Source organism: Streptomyces sp. G-G2 (genome assembly GCF_030063135.1).
Lineage (GTDB): Bacteria > Actinomycetota > Actinomycetes > Streptomycetales > Streptomycetaceae > Streptomyces.
In genome coordinates, this window is the sequence record NZ_JASISO010000073.1 from 1 (window position 1) to 25,103 (window position 25,103).

Here is a 25,103-nt window from a genome sequence, read left to right on the forward strand (position 1 = left end):
TCAAGGAACGGACGCTTCCTTTGTACTCACCCTCGCGGGTTTTCCTCCGGGCTTCGTTCTTCGTTTCCGACTCTATCAGACTCTCTCGTGTCCGATTCCCGGTCGAAGCGGGTTTCGCTTTCCAGGTTTTCGCTTTCGCGTTTCCCTTTCCGGCGATTCCAACTCTACCAGATTCTTTTCCCGCTCCGTGTACCGGAGTTGAATTCGAATTCGGCGGCCGTTGGGGGCATTTCCCTTTCGGGCGGTTCAGACCATATCAGGTTTCCCTGGGGTGTTTTGACCGCCCGCTCGCGTTCGCGCCCGGGCACATGCGTGCTCGAGGGTTCCTTCGAAGCGGGAGACGTAAACGTACTGGAGCGGAGCCCCCGGACGCAAATCCGGTTGCCCCGCTCCAGTGAGGACGCTACGAGGTCGCTACGGAGAGCGTCAGACCTCGACCACGACGGGAAGGATCATCGGGCGGCGGCGGTAGCCGTCCGAGACCCACTTGCCCATCGTGCGGCGGATGAGCTGCTGGATCTGGTGCGGCTCGGCGACGCCGTCCGCGGCCGCGCGGGCGATCGACTCCTCGATCTTCGGCAGGACCGACGAGAAGGCCGAGTCCTCGATGCCGGAGCCCCTGGCCTGGATGTTCGGGCCGCTCACGATCTTGCCCGTGGTGCTGTCGATCACCACGTGGACCGTGATGATGCCCTCGTCACCGAGGATCCGGCGGTCCTTGAGGGAGGCCTCCGTGACGTCACCGACGGAGAGGCCGTCGACGTACACGTAACCGGCCTGCACCTTGCCGGTGATCTTGGCCTTGCCGTCGATCAGGTCGACGACCACGCCGTCCTCGGCGATGACGATGCGGTCCTTCGGGACACCCGTCAGCGCGCCCAGCTCGGCATTGGCGCGCAGGTGGCGCCATTCGCCGTGCACCGGCATGAGGTTGCGCGGCTTGCAGATGTTGTAGAAGTACAACAGCTCGCCGGCCGAGGCGTGGCCCGAGACGTGCACCTTGGCGTTGCCCTTGTGGACGACGTTGGCGCCCCAGCGGGTCAGGCCGTTGATCACGCGGTAGACCGCGTTCTCGTTGCCCGGGATCAGGGACGACGCCAGGATCACGGTGTCGCCCGGGACGATCCGGATCTGGTGGTCGCGGTTGGCCATGCGGGAGAGAGCGGCCATCGGTTCGCCCTGCGAGCCCGTACAGACGAGCACGACCTCGTGGGGCGGCAGGTCGTCGAGGGTCTTGACGTCGACGACGAGGCCGGCCGGGACCTTCAGGTAGCCCAGGTCACGGGCGATGCCCATGTTGCGGACCATCGAGCGGCCGACGAAGGCGACCCGGCGGCCGTACTCGTGGGCGGCGTCGAGGATCTGCTGGATGCGGTGCACGTGGCTCGCGAAGCTCGCCACGATGATCCGGTTGTTGGCGTTCGCGAAAACCGTCCGCAGCACGCCGGAGATCTCGCGCTCCGGCGGGACGAAGCCCGGGACCTCGGCGTTCGTCGAGTCCGAGAGGAGGAGGTCGATGCCCTCTTCGCTCAGACGCGCGAAGGCGTGCAGGTCGGTGAGGCGCTTGTCCAGCGGGAGCTGGTCCATCTTGAAGTCGCCGGTGCAGACGACCATGCCCGCACCGGTGCGGATCGCCACGGCCAGCGCGTCCGGGATGGAGTGGTTGACCGCGATGAACTCGCAGTCGAAGGGGCCGAGGTTCTCGCGCTCGCCTTCCTTCACCTCGAGGGTGTAGGGGCGGATGCGGTGCTCCTGGAGCTTGGCCTCGATGAGGGCGAGCGTCAGCTTGGAGCCGATCAGCGGGATGTCCGGCTTCTCCCGGAGGAGGTACGGTACGGCGCCGATGTGGTCCTCGTGGCCGTGCGTGAGGACGATGCCGTCGATGTCGTCCAGGCGGTCCCGGATGGACGAGAAGTCCGGCAGGATCAGGTCGATGCCCGGCTGCTCCTCCTCGGGGAAGAGGACGCCGCAGTCGACGATGAGCAGGCGACCGTCGAACTCGAAGACGGTCATGTTGCGGCCGATCTCACCGAGACCGCCCAGGGGGGTGACCCGGAGGCCGCCCTTGGCGAGCTTGGGCGGCGGGCCGAGTTCAGGATGCGGATGGCTCAAAAGTATCTCCTCAACCACACACGCCACGTACCTACGAAGGCACGTGGCGGGCATGTCATTCGTGCACTGGTGCACTTGCTGTGTCTTGTGGATGTTTCGGTCGTGCTTATTCAGTTGTGAAGTCTGGTGTCAGAGCTGTACCCCACCGGCGGCAAGATCGATCTTGAGCTGGGCCGTCTCTTCGGCCGTCAGCTCGATCAGCGGCAGTCGCAGCGGGCCCGCGGGCAGGCCCTGGAGGGCCAGCGCGCCCTTGGTGGTGATGACACCCTGGGTGCGGAACATACCGGTGAAGACCGGGAGCAGCTTCTGGTGGATCTCGGCCGCCTTCTGCACGTCGCCGCCGAGGTAGGCCTCCAGCATGGAGCGCAGCTCGGGGGTGACGACATGGCTCACGACGGAGACGAAGCCGGCCGCGCCCACGGACAGCAGGGGCAGGTTCAGCATGTCGTCGCCGGAATACCAGGCCAGGCCGCTCTGTGCGATGGCCCAGCTGGCACGGCCGAGGTCGCCCTTGGCGTCCTTGTTGGCGACGATACGCGGGTGCTCGGCGAGACGCACGATGGTTTCGGTGTTGATCGGGACACCACTGCGGCCGGGGATGTCGTAGAGCATGACCGGCAGCCCGGTGGCGTCGGCGATCGCCGTGAAGTGCCGGAAGAGGCCCTCCTGCGGCGGCTTGCTGTAGTACGGGGTGACGGCGAGCAGGCCGTGCGCACCGGTGCGCTCGGCCTCGCGGGCCAGCTCGACGCTGTGCCGGGTGTCGTTGGTACCGATGCCCGCGACCACGTGGGCGCGGTCCCCGACCGCTTCGAGCACGGCTCGTACGAGGTCGTTTTTCTCCGCGTCGGTGGTGGTCGGCGACTCACCGGTGGTGCCGTTGACGATCAGGCCGTCGTTGCCTGCGTCCACCAGGTGGACGGCGAGCCGCTGCGCGCCGTCGAGGTCGAGTGCGCCATCCGCCGTGAACGGCGTGATCATGGCGGTGAGGACCCGCCCGAAGGGGGTCTGCGGAGTCGAGATCGGAGCCATGGGTAACACGCTACTCGCTGCCACGCTCGCGGTGTCCCCTCGGGTGACGTCAAGAGGGGGTGCCGACCGCCGATGGACGGGTGGGTGTTGGAGCCCGGCACTGCCTGCTCGGGGGTTCAAGCAGTGCCGGGTCCGTTCGATCAGCCTAGATGAACTTTACGAAACGCCGCAATACGGACACTTCGACCATTGCACCGCACATGCGTACGTGCCGGGCGCAGCACGGGATCGCGGTGTTACGGAGCCACACGGCCGTTGGTGTTGAAGGCCGCGTACGTCAGGGGCATCAGCCCCGCCCAGTGCTGCTCCATCTTCTCGCCGACCATCTCGATCTCCCGCTGCGGGAAGGACGGGACCGCCGCCAGCTCGTGCTGGGTGCGCAGGCCGAGGAAGTGCATGAGGGAGCGCGCGTTGCACGTGGCGTACATCGAGGAGAAGAGACCCACCGGCAGGACCGCGCGGGCCACCTCGCGGGCCACACCGGCCGCGAGCATCTCCTGGTAGGAGTCGTAGGCCTGACGGTACGAGTCCTCCATGACGCGCCCGGTCAGCTCCTGCTGGGCCTCGGTGCCGTCGACGAAGACGTACTTGCCGGGGCGGCCCTCCTGGACCAGCTTGCGCTCGGCGTCCGGAACGTAGAAGACCGGCTGCAGCTCCCTGTAGCGGCCCGATTCCTCGTTGTAGGACCAGCCCACGCGGTGCCGCATGAACTCGCGGAACACGAAGATCGGGGCGCTGATGAAGAACGTCATCGAGTTGTGCTCGAAGGGGCTGCCGTGGCGGTCCCGCATCAGGTAGTTGATCAGGCCCTTGGAACGCTCGGGGTCCTTCCGCAGCTCCTCCAGGGACTGTTCCCCGGCCGTGGAGACCCGGGCCGCCCACAGCACGTCGGAGTCGGCGGCGGAGTGCTTCACCAGCTCCACGCTGACATCACTGCGGAAGCTGGGTTTCAGGTCTGGCGCGGCGGTCTCGCTCACCGGGGGTCCTTCCAAAGGGGCATCGCTTGGGGCGCGACCACTCTACGGCGCCGAGCCGTGATCGCCCGACCGCGCCGCAGACGCCGCCCAGCTGACTCCCAGCCATAAAGTTCCGCTAAATTGCCGGAATCCGGCACCGATTGGACCTTTCGTACGTCCTTACAGGTAGCGGTATCCACCCGGACCGCGCCCCTGGCCCAAGGGCCCGACCGTGAGGAGAGCCGCCCCCATGTTCCTCCCCCAGCTACCGCCGGGAGGTACCCCCTCGCGCGAATCCGTCCCGTTCGCCTTCGTCGCCGAGGCCGAGCGCTTCCGCAGCAACGTCACTCCGCCGCCACGCGAGAGTCTCAGCGTCACCCAGATCGCCGCCCGTAGTCTGGTCGGACTGACCGTGGTCGCGGGGCTCGTCGGCTCGCTGCTCTTCGGTATGCCCGCACTGCAGCCCCACCAGGCTCCCGAGAAGACCCAGCAGTCCGAGGCCGCCGAAGGGCGCTGACCGGCACTGACCCGTCCGGCCCCCTGAGGTGGTCGGCCGTCATCGGACTGGGTAGCCTCACCGGCACTGCCCGACCGAATGTGCATGTGAGTGAGGAACAGCCGTGCCCCTGCCCTTCCTGACGGCCGAGTACCCCGACGGCGAGGACGATGCCGACGCGGCGCTGCCCCACGACGACCCCGACCGCTGGCGGCGGCCCTACCGGCCCGGCCCCTGGCGGGTGGCCAGCGCGGCCGTCCTGCTGCTGGTGTCCTCGTTCATGCTGCTCGCCACGATGATCGTCGCGTTCGCGGGCGCGTGGGCCGGAGCGAGCGCCTGTCTGGCCGCCGCGCTCGCCGTCATCGGCTCCGCGCTGCGCATGCTGCGCGCGGGCGTCTGGGTGAGCCGTACGGGGCTGCGCCGGGTGTCCTTCTTCGCCACCCGGTCCATCCCGTGGGCCGAGGTCGGTGAGGTCCGTACGGTGCAGCAGCCGGTGCGCTGGCTGGGGCTGCCCCGGACCGTGCAGGGCCAGGCCCTGACCGTGGCCGCGCCGGACGGGGCCACGGCCTCCGCTCCGGTGCTGCTGACCGACCACAGCGCGGACTTCCTGTCCCGCACCGAGGCGTTCGACCGGGCCGCGGGCATCGTCGAGGCCTGGGCCGAGGAGTACCGGGCCGTCCCGGCCTGAGCCGTCCAGCACGCACCGCCGCACGACCGGAGGCCGTACAGGGATCAGACCTGTACGGCCTTTCCGTCGTGCAGGGATCAGACCTGTACGGCCTTTCCGTCGTGCAGGGCGATGGCCCGCTGCATGGCCTTGCGGGCCCGCGGGGTGTCGCGGGCGTCGTGGTAGGCGACGGCGAGGCGGAACCAGTTGCGCCAGTCCCCCGGCGCGTCCTCGGTCTCGGCCTTGCGGCGCGCGAAGACCTCGTCGGCCGAGTCCCGCAGGATCCGGCCGTACTCGTCCCGCTCCAGCTCGTCCACGGGCAGCCCGCCCTCGGCCTCCAGCTCGGTGGAGAGCTGGTTCGCCCGGGTGACGAACCGGGTGTTCTTCCACAGGAACCAGATCCCGACCACGGGCAGGACCAGCACCGACAACCCGAGGGGGACGGTGATCCAGGTGCCCATCGTCAGCAGGGTCAGGCCCTGACGGCCCGCCAGGACGAAGTAGAAGACCAGGACGGCGGCCGTGATGAAGTAGATGATCTTCGCGCGCATAAGGAGTACTACTGCCTGCTCAGCCGAGGTCGAGGAAGTGTTCCAGGCCGAAGGTGAGGCCCGGGGTCTGCGTCACGCGGCGCGCGCCGAGCAGGATGCCCGGCATGAAGCTGCTGTGGTGCAGGGAGTCGTGGCGGATCGTCAGGGTCTCGCCCTCGCCGCCGAGGAGCACCTCCTGGTGGGCCAGCAGGCCGCGCAGGCGGACCGCGTGCACCGGGATCCCGTCGACGTCGGCCCCGCGGGCCCCGTCGAGGGCGGTGGCCGTGGCGTCGGGCTGCGCGCCGAGGCCCGCCTCGGCGCGGGCTGCCGCGATGAGCTGCGCCGTGCGGGTCGCCGTACCGGAGGGCGCGTCGACCTTGTTCGGGTGGTGCAGCTCGATGACCTCGACGGAGTCGAAGTAGCGGGCGGCCTGGGCCGCGAACTTCATGGTGAGTACGGCGCCGATGGAGAAGTTCGGTGCGATGAGCACACCGGTCTCCGGGGAGCCGGAGAGCCAGGCGGTCAGCTGCGCGAGGCGGTCCTCGGTCCAGCCGGTGGTGCCGACGACCGCGTGCATGCCGTGGCGCACGCAGAAGTCGAGGTTGCCCATGACGGACGCGGGGGTGGTCAGCTCGACCACGACCTCGGCGCCCGCGTCGGCCAGCGTCTCCAGCTTGTCCCCGCGGGAGAGGGCGGCGACCAGTTCCATGTCCTCGGCGGCCTCGACGGCCCGGACGGCCTCGGCACCGATCCGGCCCTTGGCTCCGAGGACGGCCACGCGCAGCTTGCTCATGTCTTTCGCTTCCTTACGTCCGTGACGTCGTACGTCCTGCGTCCCTACGCGACCGCTTCGTCGAGGCGCGCGGCCTGCTTCTCCTTCAGCGGGCCGATCACCGAGAGCGAGGGCCGCTGGGCCAGTACATCCTGTGCGACGGCCCGGACGTCGTCCGGGGTCACCTCGGCGATCCGGGCCAGCATGTCGGACACCGACATCTGGGTGCCCCAGCACAGCTCGCTCTTGCCGATGCGGTTCATCAGGGCGCCAGTGTCCTCCAGACCGAGGACGGTGGAGCCGGAGAGCTGCCCTACGGCGCGGCGGATCTCCTCGTCGGTGAGCCCGTCGGCGGCGACCTTGTCCAGTTCGTCCCGGCAGATCCGCAGTACGTCGTGGACCTGGCTGGGGCGGCAGCCCGCGTAGACCCCGAAGAGGCCGGTGTCGGCGAAGCCCGAGGTGTACGAGTAAACGCTGTAGGCCAGGCCGCGCTTCTCGCGGACCTCCTGGAAGAGCCGGGAGGACATCCCGCCGCCCAGGGCGGTGTTCAGGACGCCCAGCGCCCAGCGGCGCTCGTCGGTGCGGGCCAGGCCGGGCATCCCGAGGACCACGTGGGCCTGCTCGGTCTTGCGGTTGACCAGCTCGACCTGTCCGGCGACGCGGATCCGGCGGGCGCCGGTGCGCGGGCCGACGGGCTCCTGCCCGACGCCGTCGAAGCCGGCGCGCTCGAAGGCGGTACGGACCTGGCGGACGACCTTGGCGTGGTCGACGTTGCCCGCGGCGGCGACGACCAGGTGCGTGGGGTCGTAGTGCTTCTTGTAGAAGCGGCGGATCCGGTCGGCGGTCAGCGCGTTGATCGTGTCGACGGTGCCGAGGACGGGACGGCCCAGCGGGGTGTCACCGAGCATGGTGTGCGCGAACAGGTCGTGCACGCAGTCGCCCGGGTCGTCCTCGGTCATCGCGATCTCTTCGAGGATGACGCCGCGCTCGGCGTCGACGTCCTCCTCGCGGATCAGCGAACCGGTGAGCATGTCGCACACCGTGTCGATGGCGAGCGGCAGGTCGGTGTCGAGCACCCGTGCGTAGTAGCAGGTGTACTCCTTCGCCGTGAAGGCGTTCATCTCGCCGCCGACCGCGTCGATCGCGGAGGAGATGTCGAGGGCACTGCGCTTCGCGGTGCCCTTGAAGAGGAGGTGCTCGAGGTAGTGGGTGGCGCCGTTCAGCGTGGGGGTCTCGTCGCGGGATCCGACGTGGGCCCAGATGCCGAAGGTCGCCGAGCGCACGGACGGCAGCGTCTCGGTGACGATGCGCAGTCCGTTGGGCAGGGTCGTGCGGCGGACCGTGCCGATCCCGTTCTCGCCCGGGAGCAGGGTTTGGGTACGGGCAACGGCCCGCACCTCCGAGGAGGTGCGGGCCGTCACACGGGAACTACGCGACATCACTTGTCGGAGTCGTCCTTGTCAGCGTCGGCGTCGGCCGTCTCGCCGTCGATCACGGGGATCAGCGAGAGCTTGCCACGGGAGTCGATCTCGGCGATCTCGACCTGGACCTTGGTGCCGACCGCGAGCACGTCCTCGACGTTCTCCACGCGCTTGCCACCGGCGAGCTTGCGGATCTGCGAGATGTGCAGGAGGCCGTCCTTGCCCGGCATGAGGGAGACGAAGGCACCGAAGGTGGTGGTCTTGACGACCGTACCCAGGTACCGCTCGCCGACCTCCGGCATGGTCGGGTTGGCGATCTGGTTGATCGTGGCACGGGCGGCCTCGGCGGCCGGACCGTCGGAGGCGCCGATGTAGATGGTGCCGTCGTCCTCGATCGTGATCTCGGCGCCGGTGTCCTCCTGGATCTGGTTGATCATCTTGCCCTTGGGGCCGATGACCTCACCGATCTTGTCCACGGGGATCTTGACCGTGATGATCCGCGGGGCGTTGGGGGACATCTCGTCCGGCGCGTCGATCGCTTCCATCATCACGTCGAGGATGTGGAGGCGGGCGTCGCGGGCCTGGGTCAGGGCCGCGGCCAGGACGGAGGCCGGAATGCCGTCGAGCTTCGTGTCCAGCTGGAGCGCGGTCACGAACTCCTTGGTGCCGGCGACCTTGAAGTCCATGTCGCCGAAGGCGTCCTCCGCACCGAGGATGTCGGTGAGGGCGACGTAGTGCGTCTTGCCGTCGATCTCCTGCGAGATCAGACCCATGGCGATACCGGCGACGGGGGCCTTGAGGGGCACACCGGCGTTCAGCAGCGACATGGTGGAGGCGCAGACGGAGCCCATCGACGTCGAACCGTTGGAGCCGAGAGCCTCGGACACCTGACGGATCGCGTAGGGGAACTCCTCGCGGCTCGGGAGGACCGGCACGATCGCGCGCTCGGCGAGCGCGCCGTGGCCGATCTCGCGGCGCTTGGGCGAACCCACGCGGCCGGTCTCGCCGACCGAGTACGGCGGGAAGTTGTAGTTGTGCATGTAGCGCTTGCGGGTCACCGGGGAGAGGGTGTCCAGCTGCTGCTCCATGCGGAGCATGTTGAGGGTGGTGACACCCAGGATCTGGGTCTCCCCACGCTCGAACAGCGCCGAGCCGTGCACGCGCGGGATGGCCTCGACCTCGGCGGCGAGGGTACGGATGTCCGTGAGCCCGCGGCCGTCGATGCGGACCTTGTCCTTGATCACGCGCTCGCGGACCAGAGCCTTGGTCAGGCTGCGGTACGCGCCGGAGATCTCCTTCTCGCGGCCTTCGAAGGCCGGGAGGAGCTTCGCGGCGGCGATCTCCTTGATGCGGTCCAGCTCGGCCTCGCGGTCCTGCTTGCCCGCGATGGTCAGCGCCTTGGTCAGGTCGCCCTTGACCGCGGCCGAGAGGGCCTCGTAGACGTCGTCCTGGTAGTCCAGGAAGACCGGGAACTCGCCGGTGGGCTTGGCGGCCTTCGACGCGAGGTCGGCCTGCGCCTTGCAGAGGGCCTTGATGAAGGGCTTCGAGGCGTCGAGGCCGGCGGCCACGACCTCCTCGGTCGGCGCCTCGGCGCCGTCCTTGACCAGGGCGATGGTCTTCTCGGTGGCCTCGGCCTCGACCATCATGATCGCGACGTCGCCGTCATCGAGCACGCGACCGGCGACGACCATGTCGAAGACGGCGTCCTCAAGCTCGGTGTGCGTCGGGAAGGCGACCCACTGGCCACGGATCAGCGCGACGCGGACGCCGCCGATCGGGCCGGAGAAGGGCAGACCGGCCAGCTGGGTGGACGCGGACGCGGCGTTGATCGCGATGACGTCATACAGGTGGTCCGGGTTGAGCGCCATGATCGTGGCGACGACCTGGATCTCGTTGCGCAGGCCCTTCTTGAAGGACGGGCGCAGCGGGCGGTCGATCAGACGGCAGGTGAGGATCGCGTCCTCGGAGGGGCGGCCCTCGCGGCGGAAGAAGGAACCGGGGATCTTGCCGGCCGCGTACTGGCGCTCCTCGACGTCCACCGTGAGGGGGAAGAAGTCGAGCTGGTCCTTGGGCTTCTTCGACGCGGTGGTGGCGCTGAGCACCATCGTGTCGTCGTCCAGGTAGGCAACGGCGGAGCCGGCGGCCTGGCGGGCCAGACGGCCCGTTTCGAAGCGGATGGTGCGGGTGCCGAAGGAACCGTTGTCAATGACGGCCTCGGCGTAGTGGGTCTCGTTCTCCACTAGCGTTTTCTCCATTTTCGTCGTCTCCCGTCCTCCGCCCGTGTGGCGGGGGACGGTTTTCGGAGAAGCGCTCCTGGCGTGCGGGCCGGTCTTCGATCGAAGCATCCGGTTCGTGGCCCGGCGTACGGACCTTCCGGGTGCCACTACCGAGGACCGGCGGCATAGGGAGGGCGCTCCTCCTCTTCAGTTGTGCTGCGCGGGACCAGACTACAAAGCGTCCGGTACGTCCCGCACGTACAGCAAAGGGAGCGGTCCCCTAATCGTGGGAACCGCTCCCTTCACGGCGTTCTTACTTGGCGCCCGCGGCACCGCGGCGGATGCCGAGGCGCTCGACCAGGATGCGGAAGCGCGCGATGTCCTTCTTGGCCAGGTACTGCAGCAGGCGGCGGCGCTGGCCGACCAGGATCAGCAGGCCACGACGCGAGTGGTGGTCGTGCTTGTGGGCCTTCAGGTGCTCGGTCAGGTCCGAGATGCGGCGGGAGAGCATCGCGACCTGCACCTCGGGGGAGCCGGTGTCGCCCTCCTTGGTGCCGAACTCGGTAAAGATCTGCTTCTTCGTAGCGGCGTCGAGCGGCACGCGTACTCCTCGTGATAGGTCTTCGTAGCCACCGAGTGCCCCAGGTCGAATTCTCTGGAGAGCTTCCGTAACTCGGGAGGCGGGTCCGCTGGGCGCAGTTCTTCAGAGGCTTCGAGGAAGGCTCCGGGAACGCGTACACAAGCGGCCGTCACCCAGACTACCAGGCCACCGGAGCGCCACGGCTCAGCTGGTGAGGGCGCGGGCCGAGGCGTACACGTCGAGGACGGCGAGGCAGAGCGGGACCAGGCTGAGCAGCACCGCGGCCTCGGTGAGGTCGAGGAGCCTTCCCCAGAAGGGTGACAGACCCTTGCTCGGGATGACCAGCGCGATCATGGCGAGCAGGGCGGCGCCCGCGGCGACGGCGGCCGAGAGCCAGATCGTACGGATGTCCAGGTTCCCGTGGTCGCCGTACTTGAGGAAGTCCGCCAGCATGGCGAGCGGCGGGTTCAGGGCGAGGCCCAGCACCAGCAGCGCGATGGCGGCGAGCCCGGCGGTCAGGGTGCACACGACCTGCGAGGTGTAGCGGAAGAGACGGGCGCGCAGCAGCATGGCGAGGCCCGCGCCGAGGGCGAGGAGCTGGCCCCAGACGTTGTGGGAGAAGCCGAGCACGGCGGCGGAGCCGACGACGACCGCGGCGCAGCCGCCGACCAGGCCGAGCAGCATCTCGTGGCCCCGGCGGGCCTGGGCGGCGATCAGCTCGGCGTCGAGGGGGGTGCCCGCGTCGGCGAGGTCGGAGGCGGGGTCCGCGCCGGGGTCGTGGGCGGCGTTCTCGTAGCGGTCCGGGCTCTCGTAGTCCTCTACGGAGCTCTGCGGGGCGGAGTAGCCGATGGGCAGCCGGGCGAAGCGCGCCGAGAGGCCGGGGAGGAAGGCGACCAGTGCGATGGCGGCGGGAGCGCAGACGGCGGCGGTCGCGGTCGCGGAGGCTTCGGTGAGGATCGCGACGAAGGTGGCGGCGGTGCCGGTGACGGCGAGGAAGGTGGCCGCGACGAAGGGCGCGTCCCCGCTGGGGGTGAGGGCGGCCAGGGCCACCGAGGCGACCAGGACGCAGACGCAGCCGAGCAGGAACTGGAGCCTGCCCGGTCCCTCGCCCGCGTCGGCGCCGATGATCCCGGAGCCCGCGATCAGGAGGAGCGGGAGGGCGCCGAGGCCGAGGGCGACGGCGGAGCCGCGGTCGCGGTAGACCCTGGCGCGCAGACCCGCGGCCGCGGTGAGCAGGACGCCGAGGGTGCCCGCGATGATGCCGGGCAGGCCGTGCATGTCGTGGCGCACCGGGTCGGCGTACCAGAGGACGAAGCCCATGAGGACGAGCAGCAGGACGGCGCCCGCCAGGCCCGCGCCGCGCAGCATGTCGTCGCTCCAGCGGTGCCGGTCGCGGACCACGGCCGCGGCGACGGCGTCGGAGACGTCGTCGAAGACGGCGGGGGGCAGGGACTCGGCGAAGGGGCGCAGGCTGAGCACTTCGCCGTCGAGGACCTGCTGGCCGGCCAGGGTGCGGGCGCCGTCGAGGACGGTGCCGTCGCGGCGGACGAGGTGGTAACCGGTGGGGGCGCCGACGGGCTGGCTCTGACCGGTGAGGCGCAGCAGCTCCGGGTAGACGTCGGCGACGGCGATGTCCTCGGGGAGGGCGACGTCGATACGGCTGTCCGGGGCCACGACGGTGACCCTGCAGAAACCCGTCGTTGCGGCCGTACTCACCTGTGTGACCCCCTGGTTGGCAGACTCGTCCGGCAGGCCGTCGCCGTGGCGACGGTGTGTGCCGCGCTGCGGATTCGCGGATGCGCATGCTGCGCGCGGCCACCCTACCGGGCATAAGGCGGACTGTCGGCAAGTAGGATCACCTCCGCGCGGAGGACACCCGCTCCGCACCCGGGACTTGGGGGCGCCGGCATGGACGTCCCGTCCGTTTTCGAGGGATTGATGCTCCGGTGAGCCAGATCGTCGTCAAACGCCCGCCACGGTCGCTGCCGCCCGAAGTCCCTTCGGACGAGCTGCGGCTGGAGCCTCCGCCGGAGCTTCCGCGCGGGCAGCAGGAAGGCATGGCGATGCAGCTCCTGCCGATGCTCGGCATGGGCTCCTCCGTCGTGTTCTTCTTCATGCCGAACGTGCCGTCGTTCATGCGCATCATGGGTGTGCTGATGCTGGTGTCGACGGTGGGCATGGTGGTCGCGCAGATCATGCGCCACCGGCGCGGTACGCAGGGGCAAATGGCCGATGTGCGCCGGGACTACCTCAAGTACCTGGCGCAGACCCGGCGTCAGGTGCGGCGGACCGCGCGCGCCCAGCGCGACGCGCAGTTGTACTTGCACCCGGCCCCCGAGCAGTTGTGGTCGGTGGTGGCCGAGGGATCGCGGCTGTGGGAGCGGCGCGTCGGCGACGAGGACTTCGGGCAGGCCCGGCTGGGGCTGGGCGCGCAGCGCCTCGCGACCCCGCTGGTGGCGCCGGACACGGCGCCGGTGGACGAGCTGGAGCCGCTGACGGCGGGCGCGATGCAGCGGTTCCTGAAGGTGCACTCCTCGCTGGACGGGCTGCCGGTCTCGGTGTCGATGCGGGCCTTCTACCACGTGACGGTGTCCGGCGAGCCGGAGTCGGCGCGGGGGACGGCGCGGGCGCTGGTGGCCCAGCTGGCGACGCTGCACTCCCCCGAGGACCTGATGGTGGCCGTGGTCGCCGCGCCGGGCGCGGTGCCCGCGTGGGACTGGACGAAGTGGCTCCCGCACACGCAGGTGCCCGGGCAGGTCGACGGGGCGGGCACGAAGCGGCTGTTCGGCGACGACCTGGGTGAGGTCGAGGACCTGCTGGCCTCCCGGCTGGACGGGCGCCCGCGGTTCAGCCGGGAGGTCCAGCCGGTGCTGGACCAGCCGCACATCGTGGTCGTGCTGGACGGCGGGATGGTGCCGCCGGACTCGGTGTTCGCGGCGGCCGAGGGGCTCCAGGGCATCACCATCGTCGAGGTGGTCGCGGGCGAGCTGGACGAGCCGCGCGGCGGCCTGTCGGTCGTGGTGCGGCCGGGGCGGCTGCGGCTGGAGTCGGGCGCGGGGATCGCGTACGAGGGTGTGCCGGACGGCCTGTCGCTGCCCGCGGCCGAGGCGCTGGCCCGCCAGCTGGCTCCGCTGCGCACGGGCGGCGGGGACGACGACGAGCCGCTGCTGGCCAATCTGGACTTCACGGACCTGCTGAACCTGGGTGACGCCGCGTCCATCGACGTGGCGCGGACCTGGCGGCCGCGGTCGGCCGGTGAGCGGCTGCGGGTGCCGATCGGGGTCGGCGAGGGCGGCGCTCCGGTCATGCTGGACCTCAAGGAGTCGGCGCAGGAGGGCATGGGCCCGCACGGCCTGTGCGTGGGCGCGACGGGTTCCGGCAAGTCGGAGCTGCTGCGCACCCTGGTGCTGGGCCTGGCGGTCACGCACACCTCGGAGACGCTGAACTTCGTCCTCGCGGACTTCAAGGGCGGCGCGACCTTCACGGGCATGTCGCAGATGCCGCACGTGGCGGCGGTCATCACCAACCTGGCCGACGACCTGACGCTCGTGGACCGCATGGGCGACTCGATCCGCGGTGAGCTGCAGCGGCGCCAGGAGCTGCTGCGCTCGGCGGGCAACTACGCCAACATGCACGACTACGAGAAGGCGCGGGCGGCGGGCGCGCCGCTGGAGCCGCTGGCCGCGCTGGTGCTGGTCATCGACGAGTTCAGCGAGCTGCTCACGGCGAAGCCGGACTTCATCGACATGTTCATCCAGATCGGCCGGATCGGCCGGTCGCTGGGCGTGCACCTGCTGCTGGCCTCGCAGCGTCTGGAGGAGGGCAAGCTGCGCGGCCTCGACACCTACCTCTCGTACCGGATCGGTCTGCGGACCTTCTCGGCGGCGGAGTCGCGGACGGCGATCGGGGTGCCGGACGCCTACCACCTGCCGTCGGTGCCGGGTTCGGGGTACCTGAAGTTCGGTACGGACGAGATGACCCGCTTCAAGGCGGCGTACGTGTCGGGGACCTACCGTTCGGGCGGCCCGGACCTGTCGGTGGGCCGGTTCCCGCTGGAGCGGCGCCCCGCGCTGTTCACGGCGACGCCGGTGCCGGTGGTGTACGCGGCTCCGGACCCGGCGTACCTGGCGGCGCAGGCCGCCCGCGCGGACGACGCCCTCGCCGACACGGTGCTCGACGTGATCGTGGGCAGGCTGGAGGGCCAGGGCGTGCCCGCGCACCAGGTGTGGCTGCCGCCGCTCGACCAGGCACCGCCGCTGGACCAGCTGCTGCCCGCTCCGGCGACCACCGCGGAGCGCGGGCTGCACGCGGAGGGGTACACGCGGCTCGGTGGGCTCGTCGTACCGCTCGGGCTGATCGACAAGCCGTTCGAGCAGCGGCGCGAGGTGCTGTACCGGGACTTCTCGGGGGCGGCCGGTCACCTGCTGATCGTGGGCGGGCCGCAGTCGGGCAAGTCGACGCTGATGCGGACGCTGGTGTCCTCGTTCGCCCTGACGCACACCCCGCGCGAGGTGCAGATCTACGGTCTGGACTTCGGCGGCGGCGCCTTCTCCGCCGTGCAGGACCTGCCGCACGTCGGCGGGATCGCCTCGCGGCTGGATCCCGAGCGGGTGCGGCGTACGGTCGCGGAGGTCGCGGGCGTGCTGAACCGGCGCGAGGAGTTCTTCCGCGCGCACTCGATCGACTCGATCGGGACCTACCGGCGGCGGCGGGCCTCGGGCGATCTGGCGGACGAGGCGTTCGGTGACGTCTTCCTGCTGATCGACGGCTGGGGCCAGTTCAAGAACGACTACGAGCACCTGGAGCCGGTGGTCGCGGACATCGCGGCGCGCGGGCTGGGCTACGGCATCCACGTGGTGCTGACCGCGTCCCGGTACATGGAGGTGCGCGCGGCGCTCAAGGACCAGATCCTGGGGCGCCTGGAGCTGCGGCTGGGCGATGTCATGGACTCCGAGTTCGACCGCAAGGTCGCGGCGAACGTGCCGCAGGGCGCGCCGGGCCGGGGCCAGGTGCCGGAGAAGCTCCACTTCATGTCGGCGCTGCCGCGGGTGGACGGACGGGCGGGCCCGGAGGGGCTGACCGAGGCGACCACCGCGTTCGTGGAGTCCGTACGCGCGTCCTGGTCGGGACCGGGGGCTCCGGGGGTCCGGCTGCTGCCGCGCAAGCTGGCGGCGGACCGGCTGCCGAAGGGCTACGAGTACCCGCAGCACGGCATCGCGATCGGGATCGACGAGACGAACCTGGAGCCGGTCTTCATCGACTTCGAGACCGACCCGTTCTTCCTGATCTTCGGCGAGAGCGAGTCGGGCAAGACGGCGATGCTGCGGCTGATCGCGAAGCAGATCAGCGAGCGGTACTCGCCGGAGCAGGCGCGGATCGTGGTCGGTGACTACCGGCGCACGCTGCTGGAGGCGGTGCCGTCCTCGCACCTGCTGGAGTACGCGCCGATGGCCTCGGCCATGCAGATGCACATGGAGGCGATCGCGACGGTCATGGGCAAGCGCGCCCCGGGCCCGGACATCACCCCGCAGCAGCTGCGCGACCGGAGCTGGTGGACCGGCCCGGAACTGTTCGTGATCATCGACGACTACGAGCTGGTGTCGACCAGCTCCTCGAACCCGCTGGCGCAGCTGGTGGAGAACCTGCCGTTCGCGCGGGACGTGGGCATCCGCTTCATCGTGGCCCGCAGTTCGGCGGGCGCGTCGCGGGGCGCGTACGAACCGTTCATGCAGCGGGTCAAGGAGCTGGGCGCGCAGGGCCTGGTCATGTCGGGCGACCGCAACGAGGGCGACATCCTGGGCAACGTCCGCGCCCGCCCGATGCCCCCGGGCCGCGGCACCTTCGTCTCCCGCAAGCGCGGCACCCCCCTGATCCAGGCGGGGTGGCTGCCGGACCGGTAGGAGCGGCTTCCCGTGGAAGCCGATGGAGGAGGCCGATCCGACACGGAGTGGGGCCGGCCGCGCACGCGGCCGGCCGGCCCGGGCTCGTCGGACCATGAGCCGGGCGGTAACGGGGGCCGGAATCAGTACCGTTGAACAAGCGTGAAGACGTTGAAGGTGACTGGTAAATGGCAGCACTTGTCTACTTCCGCAAGGCGTCCGAGGACTCGAACCAGGTCCATTACGACTTCGGGGACGATCCGGGGAATTTCTCACGTCGCCTCACGGTGGCGAAGGACAGTCACACGTCGGTGGCCGACGACGGCCGCGTCGACTACACCTTCCTCAAGGCGTCGCGGAAGATCAACTCCCTGCGCGAGGAGAGCGGCCTGTGGCCGGAGCGCGGCATGAGCGTCAGCTGATCCCGCGGCCGCCGACTCGCGCGAGGCGCCCGGTGGCCGGAGTTGCCGCGCATGCGGTCTTCCCCGGGCGCGGGGATCGGCGGCGGAGTTCGGGAGGCTCGACGGGCTGCGGGAGGCCGGGGTGCGGGTGGTTCGGTACCGCTGACGGGTGGGGTGGGGCGCACGTACGATGCGGGGAGTGGCCGCCCAGTGACCACCCGCACCGCCGAGAGGAATTCGCGCCGATGGCTGACACACACGAGAAGGACGCGCTGTACGCCCTGGACATTTCGGGTGTGGAGTGGATCAGCGCTCCCGGGACCGAGGAGCACGAGGAGCGGGTGGAGATCGCGCACCTGCCCGACGGGGCCGTGGCGATGCGGTCCTCGCTCGATCCGGAGACCGTGCTGCGCTACACCGAGGCGGAGTGGACCGCCTTCGTACTCGGGGCGCGCGACGGGGAGTTCGACCTTCGCTAGTGCCGCGACCCGGTGCGTCTTTCCGGTCGCGGCACCGGGGCCGGCCGTGGAGCAGGACGTGGGAGGGGCCCGCGCACCGAGTGCGCGGGCCCCTCTCACGTGTGCTGCGGGTGGTACCGGTCAGACCATCCGGAAACGCGTCGCGTTGCCGCGGTCGGTGTCCTGGTAGCCGACGAGGGAGCTGTCGAGCAGACTCGCGATGTTGCCGAGCTTCGCGTTCATCTGGTCCATGTTGATCGTGACGTCGCGCTGGATCTCGAGGTAGGCGGTCTTGGCCTCACCCTCCCAGCTCTCGGCGACGGTCTTGACCTTGTTCATCAGTGTCTCGAGGCCCTGGCTGAGCTGTGAGCCGGTGGTGCGCACGTCCGACGCGGCGGTCGCGACGGTGTCGTAATTGACTGCGAGTGACATCGCTGTCTCCCCTCCCGTTGTGGTTCGTTACTGAAGCGCGGGCGTGTGTCAGACGCCGAGGATGGAGCTGGTGTTGCCGCCGACCTTGCGGATCTCGGCGATGCGCTCCTGCTCCTGGGCGGTGAAGCCCTTGACGCTCATGCGCATGGCGTCCTCGAGCTCGATCAGGCGGTGCTTGATCTTGCCCATGTTCTCGTTGACCCCGCGCTGGAGTACGTCGTACTCCTTGCTCGCGGCACCCTGCCAGCCCGCCTGGATGCGGTCGACGACATCGTTCAGCCGGTTGATACGGCCAGAGAGATCCGTGTGGAACGTGTTGATCTCGTCTGCGAGCTTGACCTTCTTCTCGTCATCGACTTGAAGGTTCATCGCCATATCAGTTCTCTCCCGTCATCACACTTGTGAAGTCCACTGACACTGTAGCCACTTCATACGACAGGCCCAACAAGTATCCCCGCGCTGCGGCCTGATTCACGAAGTGCAAACGCGTACGCCCGGCTACCCGGGGGCACTTGGTCCCGTTCGGCGCCTTCTGCGACGCCTCTCCCGGGCCACCGCCGCCGCACCAGCGATGACGGTGATGAGCACGGCCGCGGTTCCCAGAGCGTACGTCCCGAAGCGTGTCCGGCGCTCCTGCGCGGTCTCGTTCAGGACCAGGGGGGCGGCCTCGGGGGCGGCGGCGGGCGGCGGGCCCGGGTCGGCGCTCGGCGGGCCGGCGGGCGGGGCGGCGCTGTCCGTGGCGACGGCGCGGACCGGGTCGACGACGCCCCAGCCCACGTAGTCGTCGCGGCCGTTGACGGCCCGCTCGGCGGACTGCTCGATCTGCCAGATGATCTGCGGGGCCGTCCACTTGGGGTTCTGGGCCCGCAGCAGGGCCGCGAGGCCCGCGACGTACGGCGCCGAGAAACTGGTGCCGTTGTCCACGCACTGGCCGAAGCCCGGGACGGTGGAGACCATGTCCACGCCGGGGGCCGCGACCCCGATGAAGGCGCCCGGCTGGGAGAAGGAGGCGCGTTCGTTGTTGCGGTCGACGGAGGCCACGGCGAGGACGCCGGGGAAGGCCGCCGGGTAGGTCTTGCGCTTCTGTCCGTCGAGGCCGTCGTTGCCCGCGGAGGCCACCACGACGATGTCGGCGGCCACCGCTTCCCGGACGGCCCGGCCGAGGTCGGAGTCCTCGGATACCGGCACCGTGGTGTCCTGCGAGATGTTGATGACCTGGGCCTTCTGCGCGATCGCGTGCCGGATCGCGGCGGCCAGGGTGTCGGCCTTGCCGGTTTCCTTGTCGTCGTTCTGCCGGATCGGGATGATCGTGGCCTCGGGGGCCAGGCCGACGAAACCGGTGCCCTCCTGCGGGCGGGCCGCGATCAGGCCGGCCACCTTGGTGCCGTGGCCGACCGTGTCGTTCGTACCGTCGCCGCCCTTGGGGTCGATGTAGTCCTTGCCCGCGCCGACGTCCACGGCCGAGGCCAGCTGCGGATTGACCCGGTCGACGCCGGTGTCGATGACGGCGACCCGTACGCCCTTGCCCTTGGTCTTGACCCACAGCGCGTCCAGCAGCAGCCGTTGCAGGGCCCAGGGGCGGTCCGCGATCTGCTTCTTCATCGGGAAGGTGCACTCCCCCGCGCCCGCGAGCCGCAGCGCGGCGGGCGGTTCAGGGGTGGCGGGCGGCGCGGGGGCGGCCGCGGCGGCCGTCAGCGCGGTGAGGGCCAGTGCCGCGGCGCGCAGGGCGGCCCGGTGGCGGGGACGGCGCCCGCCCGTCGGCGTCGGGTTCGGCATCCGCGGCCTCACGAACCCTGCGGCTGACGCGCGGCGTTGGTATCCAGGCGGGGCCCCTTCGACAGGAACTCGGACCAGGCGATCGGCACCATGGACGGTACGACGTTCCCGTAGCCGAGCCTGATCTGTGCCTGGCTGGCTTCGGGGCGGCCGTCCGCCGTGCCCTTCGCCTTCGGGTCGGCCGCGCCGATCTTCGAGTGCTCGGCGTCGCTGTCCCCGTTGGCCTGGACGGCGTACCGCAGGCCCGTGTCGGTCACCAGGAAGAGCGTGCCGCCCGCGGTTCCCTGGCTGCCCTGCGCCTGGGTGTAGAGAAGGCCGGAGCCGGGGGTGACGTACGCGCTGGTGCCGCTCGCGGTGATGTCGACGGGGAAGCCCGTGCCCGCCCAGGTGCTCATCGTCTGGTTGCCCTGGCCGTCGACCGAGCGCAGGACGTTGCAGACGGTGTCGCGGTCGGCGCTCTGGGCGGTCCCCGGGGCGGGGGCGCCGGGGGCGGGCGTCCGGTTGATCTGCGCGGGCTTCCTGGCGGGCCAGCGGGCGTCGCCCTTGAAGGGGGCGGCGTCCGGGCTCAGCGACTGGAGGTCCACCTCGCGCGGTTTGCCGGTCATGTTCAGCTTGTCCGTCGCGGGCGCGTTGATCAGCAGCCAGGCGGTGAACTCGGTGACCGGAGAGACCTTGCCGCCGGGCAGCACCACGTAGTGCTGCGGGCCGGAGCCGGTCGTCGCGCGCAGCACCATGCCGACCCGGTTGTCGGCGGTGCTCAGCCCCGAGACCCCCGCGTCCGCGCCGACGCTGCCGGGCAGCTGCGGGAAGCCGAGGTCCTCGCCCGCCCTGAGGGTGGCCAGCCACTGGTCGGTGACCGGCTGCGGAGCGCCGCTGCCGACCAGGGCCATGGTGAGCGTCCCGGCCTCACCGGCGCCCGGGGTGCCCGGCGCGCCCTCGGGGAACTTGTACTTCGTACCCGAGGCGTCGACCAGGAAGCGCTGCTTGTCGGGGCCCGTGCTCTGGACGTACAGCGCCTGATTGTCGGCGAGGCGGCGGCCGTCGTCCATCAGGTGCGCCTCTCGGTCGGCGAGGACGAACGCGGCGGTCTGCACGCCGTGTCCGTTGCCGCCGGGCTGCTGGCAGACGGCCCAGCGCTTGGCCTTTCCCGCGTCGTCGGCGCTGGGCAGCCGGTCGGGAGCGTAGGGAATGCCGATGATCGGGCCGCGCGGCGGCTTGCCGCCGTCGAGCAGCGAGTCGGCGACCTGGATGACCTTGAACTTCTGCGGGTCCAGGAGCAGTCGGGCGGAGGCGAGGTTGAGGACGGGGTGCAGCCTGTTCTGCTTCTTGTCGCCCTCCTTCGTGGTCAGCACCACGTACCGGGTCGTCGAGTCCTTGCCGACGAGCACGTTCGCGCCCGCCGCGTCCCACCCCTTGGGGGGAACGGACTTGAACATGCCCCAGGCGCCGAAGGCGGCGAGGATCAGCGCCCCGGTCACCAGCCCCGGCAGGACCGTGCGCAGGGGGCGCGGGGCGCCCTCCTCCGTGCCGGTGGCGGAGGGCTGGAGGAACGCGGCCACGGTGCGCCGCTTCGCAAAGGTGTACGCGTTCAGCTCATCGCGTCGTGATGCCATGACCGCCTGCTTCTCCCCGCACGGCCCGGTCGGTGAGTCCGGTCCCCGGGCCTCGATTGTCGGACCGGGCACCTACTATGCCTGTTGACGGAGGGTGTGCGGGGGGCGGGTAGGGTGAGGACGCCGCTCCGTGCCTTCCGTACCGGGGTATTCAGGGCTTGTTGGGGTGGATAGCGGAGATTCCGGGGCCACGCGGTCAGCTGCCGTGCCGTCGGGACTCACGGGGTCTGGCCCCGGGAATGGGGAGGTCCGCGAGTGAGGACGAGCGCGAGGGAGCGACGGCCGGCCGCGGCGGGTACGCCGCGCGGCGCGGAGCACGCCCGGAGGGACCCGGGAAACCCGGGGAGCACGGCCGGCTCCGGGGGCGCGTCCGGTGTGACGCTTCACCCCCGTTCGAGCCCGGGGCGGTTCGGACCGTTCCGATTGCAACAGCTGGTACTGGTCCAGGTCGCCGCCGCCGCGCTGCTCGTCGCCTGGGTGGTGAATCCGCTGCTGCTGGCGCCCGCCGGAGTACTGGCGGCCGTACTCGTCCTTCTGGCGGTCGTCCGCCGGCACCAGCGCTCGCTGCCCGAATGGATCGGCACCGCGCTCGCGCTGCGCGCCCGTCGGCGCCGGGCCGCCTCCTCCCCCGTGCCCGCGGGCACGGAGCCGGGGCTGGCCCCGCTCGTCGAGGCCGATCCGGCCCTGCGGACCAGCACCTTCAGCGACCGCGACCGGCGCCCGGTCGGCATGATCGGCGACGGGACCTTCCTGACGGTGGTCGTCCAGGTGGACATGGACGCGACCGCGCTGCGCCCGGACCGCTCCGCGCGGCCGCTGCCGCTCGGCATCGTCCGGGACGTCCTCGAAGTGGACGGCATCCGGCTGGAGTCGGCGCAGTTGGTGCAGCACACCCAGCCCGCTCCCGCCCCGCACCTGCCCGCCCAGTCGATGGCGACCCGCAACTACGCGCCCCTGCAGGCCCTGACCGGCGCCCCGGCGGTGCGCCTGACCTGGATCGCGCTCAAGCTCGACCCCGAACTCTGCCCGGAGGCCGTCGCCGCGCGCGGTGGCGGTCTGGCGGGCGCGCAGCGCTGTGTGGTGCGGGCGGCCGACCAGTTGGCGAGCCGTCTCGCCGGGGCCGGGTTCCGGGCCACCGTGCTGACGGAGCAGGAGCTGACGGCCGCGCTCGCGACCTCCTCGTGCGCGAACCCGATGGCGATCACCCAGGCGGGCCGCACGGCGGGGCGCTCGGGCACCCCGGGCCGCCGCACCGAGGAGACCCCGCGGACCTGGCGCTGCGACGACCGGCGGCACACGACGTACTGGATCGCGCGCTGGCCGCAGCTGGGCGGCGGCGCCGCGCCGCTGCCGCAGTTCGTGGCGCTGCTGACCTCGCTGCCCGCACTGGCCACCAACTTCAGCCTCACCCTGGCCCCGGCCGAGCGGCACGGGGTCACGGTGACCGGACACGTCCGGATCACCGGCCGCAGCGATGAGGAACTCATCGCCGCACGGCGGGCGTTGGAGACCACGGCGCGCGGGGTGAAGACCGCCCTGGTGCGGCTCGACCGGGAACAGCTGCCGGGCGTACTGGCTTCACTTCCGCTGGGAGGCGCACGATGAGGGTGGGTTCACGATGAGGGTGGGCTACGGACTGGTCGGCCCGCGCCGGGAGCGGCACGCGATGGCGGCCGGAGACCTGGACGCGCTGGCCCTGCCCATAGGTGACGACGGGGTGGTCATCGGGGTCGACTCCGAGAACCGGCCCGCGGTGCTGGGCGTCAACCGGCCCACGCCGTACGAGGTCGCGCTGATCGGCGGCCTGTGGACGGCGCAGGTGCTGGCGCTGCGCGCGGCGGCGACCGGGGCCCGGGTGGCGGTGGAGACCGGCCGCCCCCAGGCGTGGTCGGGGCTGGCGCAGGCCGCGGGCGGCGGCCAGCAGTGCGTGACCCTGCACGAGGTGGGCCGGGTACCGCCGCAGGGCGCGTCCGCGGGCAGCCCGGTGCTGGTGATCCGCGACTGCGGCATGCGGCCGCCGCGCGGGCGCGTGGTGGCGGGGCCCTGGCAGTCGGTGCTGACGCTGCTGCCCTACCTGAGCCCGACCGCGCCGAGGCTGTTGCAGCAGGCGTCGCTGGTCGGGGTGCAGCGGGTCTCGCCGGACGAGGCGGAACAGATCGGGCGCCTCATGAACCTGCCCCGGGGGGCGGTGGATTCCCTGCCGACGCTGGGGGACGGCGTGACGCTGTGGTGCACGACGCGGGACCGGCAGTTCGTGATGACACAGGGGACGGACGCGGAGACGGGGCTGCTGGGGGCGGCGCGGCGGATCGACTGACGTCGGCGCCGCCGGGAGCGGCCGGAAGTGTGGAGCCCGTTGCGCGTAGGTGGCTTGCCGGGGGTGCCGGACGGGCAGGCGTCCTGTGGGGGCCTGTGGTGGCGCTCACGGGGGCCGCGCGGAAGCGGGTCGGGTGTGGGTGCTGATACCGGTCGGGGGCCGGTCCGGGTGCGGGTCGGGTCCGGGAGTCCGTGCCGGGCGCGATTAGGCTGACCGTGGGCGCGGTGCCGATGGGGGCGCCCGACCAGTGCTCGACCAGACCAGGAGGACCAGTGAACAGCGATCGGAACGAGAGCCGCGGCGGGACGTGGGACGTCCCGACGGACGATCAGTCCGACGCGGAGCCCGAGCTGACGGGCGAGTTCACCATCGACTACACCCCGCCCGCCTGGTACACGCAGGACGCGCAGGCGGGGCCGACGCCACCGCCGCCGCCGGGCCTTCCGGCGGGCAGCGGCTTCGAACCGCACCGGCCGGGAGACATCACTTCCCCGTCGACGATGCGGATCGCTCCGGGGTCGGGCACGGGCCCAGGTGCGGGGGCCTCGCCGTACCCGGCCGCCGCTCCGGCGGCGGGCGCGGAGACGGGGACTTCCCCGCTGCCGACCGCCCCGGCGGAGCGCCCGGCCGCGCCGTACGCCGCTCCGGGCGGTGCGGATACGCCGAACGCCGCTCCGGGTGGGGCGGATTCGCCGTACGCCGCTCCGGGTGGGGCCGCGTCCTCGTACCCCGCTCCCGCGAGCGACGCCGGTACGCCGCCCCCGGCCCCCGGCGGCCCGGGATCCACCCCCGCGGGGGGACTGCCCGTGCCGTACCCCGCTCCCGTGGGTGACGCGGGTGCGCGGTCTTCGGCCTCCGGCGGGGCGGGATCCACCCCTTCGGGGGGCGTGGCCGCGCCGTACCCGGGCAGCGGGGCCGCGGGGGACGCGGATTCGCCGCACCCCGCTCCGGCGCCGTTCGACGGTGGGACGGCTACCGGTTCCGAGCCGGGGGACGGTGGGCCCGCGTCGTTCGCCGGCGCCCCTGTCCCGGACGAGGGCACCGGAACGCCGTACGCCGCCTCCGCGAGCGACCGGCCCTCGCCGTTCCCCGGGGGCCCGGATTCCACTCCTACGGGGGGTGACCCGGCCCCGTACACCACCGGAACGGGTACCGACCCGGCCCCCGCGCCCTCCCACGGCGCCGGCACCGGAACGGGTACGGACCTCGACCCTGCGGACGGCGGCCCGGCCGCCGAGCAGCCCGCGGCCCTGGACGGGGGCGAGCCCCAGGACGTGGCTCCGGCAGTCGCACCCGCGGCCACGCCGCCGCCCGCGCCCGGTCCCGAACAGCCCTGGAACACGCCCGCCGCGCCGCCCGGGCTCCCGCCGCTGCCGCCCGCGTTCCCGTCCTACGGCGGCAACGAGCCGGTTCCGGCGCCGCCGCAGGGCTACGGCTACCCCCCGGCC

21 protein-coding genes are annotated in these 25,103 nt (G+C 71.3%); 8 read left to right on the forward strand and 13 right to left on the reverse strand.

The features are described 5' to 3' along the window. Positions 1–426: 426 nt before the first annotated feature. From QMF80_RS35480 to thyX, 3 genes are all read right to left on the reverse strand, one after another. Entirely contained in the window at positions 427–2,112 is a 1,686-nt protein-coding gene (locus tag QMF80_RS35480) for a ribonuclease J (RefSeq protein ID WP_283461114.1), read from the reverse strand. A gap of 129 nt (positions 2,113–2,241) precedes the next feature. Further along, positions 2,242–3,141, reverse strand: coding sequence for a 4-hydroxy-tetrahydrodipicolinate synthase (gene dapA, locus QMF80_RS35485; RefSeq protein WP_283461116.1), 900 nt, complete (start codon positions 3,139–3,141; stop codon positions 2,242–2,244). A 236-nt stretch (positions 3,142–3,377) separates the two neighbouring features. Beyond that, positions 3,378–4,118, reverse strand: a complete 741-nt coding sequence (gene thyX, locus QMF80_RS35490) for an FAD-dependent thymidylate synthase (protein ID WP_283461118.1) — start codon at positions 4,116–4,118, stop codon at positions 3,378–3,380. Positions 4,119–4,347: 229 nt separating this feature from the next. Here thyX and QMF80_RS35495 point away from each other — a divergent pair, with 229 nt between their 5' ends. Together QMF80_RS35495 and QMF80_RS35500 are read left to right on the forward strand one after the other, a co-directional pair. Further along, positions 4,348–4,614 carry a hypothetical protein gene (locus QMF80_RS35495; RefSeq protein WP_283461119.1) on the forward strand — a complete coding sequence of 89 codons (267 nt, stop codon included), beginning with the start codon at positions 4,348–4,350 and terminating at the stop codon, positions 4,612–4,614. Between the two features lie 103 nt (positions 4,615–4,717). Further along, positions 4,718–5,281, forward strand: a complete 564-nt coding sequence (locus QMF80_RS35500) for an SCO5741 family PH domain-containing membrane protein (RefSeq protein WP_283461121.1) — start codon at positions 4,718–4,720, stop codon at positions 5,279–5,281. Between the two features lie 77 nt (positions 5,282–5,358). Here the strand turns inward: QMF80_RS35500 and QMF80_RS35505 are convergent, their stop codons facing one another. The 6 genes from QMF80_RS35505 to eccD form a co-directional block, all read right to left on the reverse strand. Further along, positions 5,359–5,811, reverse strand: coding sequence for a tetratricopeptide repeat protein (locus tag QMF80_RS35505; protein ID WP_283461123.1), 453 nt, complete (start codon positions 5,809–5,811; stop codon positions 5,359–5,361). Between the two features lie 19 nt (positions 5,812–5,830). Beyond that, a complete protein-coding gene (gene dapB, locus QMF80_RS35510; RefSeq protein WP_283461125.1) occupies positions 5,831–6,583 on the reverse strand; it encodes a 4-hydroxy-tetrahydrodipicolinate reductase in 753 nt (250 codons plus the stop codon). A 44-nt stretch (positions 6,584–6,627) separates the two neighbouring features. Beyond that, positions 6,628–8,004, reverse strand: a complete 1,377-nt coding sequence (locus QMF80_RS35515; protein WP_283461127.1) for a M16 family metallopeptidase — start codon at positions 8,002–8,004, stop codon at positions 6,628–6,630. Beyond that, positions 8,001–10,223, reverse strand: a complete 2,223-nt coding sequence (locus tag QMF80_RS35520) for a polyribonucleotide nucleotidyltransferase (RefSeq protein WP_283461154.1) — start codon at positions 10,221–10,223, stop codon at positions 8,001–8,003. The genes QMF80_RS35515 and QMF80_RS35520 overlap by 4 nt, the downstream gene beginning before the upstream one ends. A gap of 289 nt (positions 10,224–10,512) precedes the next feature. Beyond that, positions 10,513–10,800, reverse strand: a complete 288-nt coding sequence (gene rpsO / locus QMF80_RS35525) for a 30S ribosomal protein S15 (RefSeq protein ID WP_283461129.1) — start codon at positions 10,798–10,800, stop codon at positions 10,513–10,515. Between the two features lie 183 nt (positions 10,801–10,983). Next, entirely contained in the window at positions 10,984–12,495 is a 1,512-nt protein-coding gene (gene eccD, locus QMF80_RS35530) for a type VII secretion integral membrane protein EccD (RefSeq protein ID WP_283461131.1), read from the reverse strand. Positions 12,496–12,725: 230 nt separating this feature from the next. Between eccD and eccCa the strand changes: the two genes are divergently transcribed. The 3 genes from eccCa to QMF80_RS35545 all read left to right on the forward strand — a co-directional run bounded on the left by eccCa (position 12,726) and on the right by QMF80_RS35545 (position 17,538). Further along, positions 12,726–16,679 carry a type VII secretion protein EccCa gene (gene eccCa, locus QMF80_RS35535; RefSeq protein ID WP_283461133.1) on the forward strand — a complete coding sequence of 1,318 codons (3,954 nt, stop codon included), beginning with the start codon at positions 12,726–12,728 and terminating at the stop codon, positions 16,677–16,679. A 167-nt stretch (positions 16,680–16,846) separates the two neighbouring features. After that, complete coding sequence (locus tag QMF80_RS35540; RefSeq protein ID WP_283461134.1) at positions 16,847–17,080, forward strand: hypothetical protein; 234 nt, start codon at positions 16,847–16,849, stop codon at positions 17,078–17,080. Positions 17,081–17,304: 224 nt separating this feature from the next. Next, on the forward strand, positions 17,305–17,538 hold the full coding sequence (locus tag QMF80_RS35545) for a DUF397 domain-containing protein (RefSeq protein WP_283461136.1): 234 nt from the start codon (positions 17,305–17,307) through the stop codon (positions 17,536–17,538). Between the two features lie 120 nt (positions 17,539–17,658). Here QMF80_RS35545 and QMF80_RS35550 read toward each other — a convergent pair whose 3' ends face one another. The 4 genes from QMF80_RS35550 to eccB all read right to left on the reverse strand — a co-directional run bounded on the left by QMF80_RS35550 (position 17,659) and on the right by eccB (position 21,338). Continuing rightward, complete coding sequence (locus QMF80_RS35550) at positions 17,659–17,949, reverse strand: WXG100 family type VII secretion target (protein WP_283461138.1); 291 nt, start codon at positions 17,947–17,949, stop codon at positions 17,659–17,661. 48 nt (positions 17,950–17,997) lie between these two features. Beyond that, positions 17,998–18,324, reverse strand: a complete 327-nt coding sequence (locus tag QMF80_RS35555; RefSeq protein WP_283461141.1) for a WXG100 family type VII secretion target — start codon at positions 18,322–18,324, stop codon at positions 17,998–18,000. A gap of 123 nt (positions 18,325–18,447) precedes the next feature. Further along, positions 18,448–19,725: a type VII secretion-associated serine protease mycosin gene (gene mycP, locus QMF80_RS35560; protein ID WP_283461143.1), complete on the reverse strand. Its 1,278-nt coding sequence runs from the start codon at positions 19,723–19,725 to the stop codon at positions 18,448–18,450. 8 nt (positions 19,726–19,733) lie between these two features. After that, positions 19,734–21,338 (reverse strand): type VII secretion protein EccB, encoded by a 1,605-nt coding sequence (gene eccB / locus QMF80_RS35565; protein ID WP_283461145.1) that lies wholly within the window; start codon positions 21,336–21,338, stop codon positions 19,734–19,736. 423 nt (positions 21,339–21,761) lie between these two features. On the opposite strand from eccB, the gene eccE reads away from it, so the two are divergent. The 3 genes from eccE to QMF80_RS35580 all read left to right on the forward strand — a co-directional run. Next, entirely contained in the window at positions 21,762–22,943 is a 1,182-nt protein-coding gene (gene eccE / locus QMF80_RS35570) for a type VII secretion protein EccE (RefSeq protein ID WP_502962987.1), read from the forward strand. Positions 22,944–22,956: 13 nt separating this feature from the next. After that, positions 22,957–23,655, forward strand: a complete 699-nt coding sequence (locus QMF80_RS35575; RefSeq protein ID WP_283461149.1) for a hypothetical protein — start codon at positions 22,957–22,959, stop codon at positions 23,653–23,655. 272 nt (positions 23,656–23,927) lie between these two features. Beyond that, positions 23,928–25,103, forward strand: a 1,176-nt coding sequence (locus QMF80_RS35580) for an SCO5717 family growth-regulating ATPase (RefSeq protein ID WP_283461152.1), incomplete at its 3' end; no start/stop codon positions are given.